The following is a 232-nucleotide window of genomic DNA, read 5'->3' on the forward strand; positions in this document are numbered from 1 at the left end:
TATAGTAAAAAAGTAGTAAAAAAGCCTCTTTTATGGACATTAGATAGATTGGTAATACCAACAGCGTTAGGAGCCATATTTGTAAGATTAGGAAATTTATTTAATTCTGAAATTGTAGGAAAGCCTACAGGAACAGATTTTGGTTTTAAGTTTATTAGAAATGATATAAGCGAGTATAAAGCAATGGCTATTACGCAAGCAAAAAGTGTCAATAAAGCATACGACTTAATTG

General features: G+C 30.2%; 1 protein-coding gene. It reads left to right on the forward strand.

Going from position 1 to position 232, the window contains the following annotated elements; all coding sequences use genetic code 11:
* Positions 1-232, forward strand: a 232-nt coding sequence (locus H2O73_RS24400) for a prolipoprotein diacylglyceryl transferase family protein (RefSeq protein WP_182110850.1), incomplete at both ends; no start/stop codon positions are given.

Origin of the sequence: Vibrio marinisediminis (assembly GCF_014050145.1) — a bacterium.
Taxonomy (GTDB): domain Bacteria; phylum Pseudomonadota; class Gammaproteobacteria; order Enterobacterales; family Vibrionaceae; genus Vibrio; species Vibrio marinisediminis.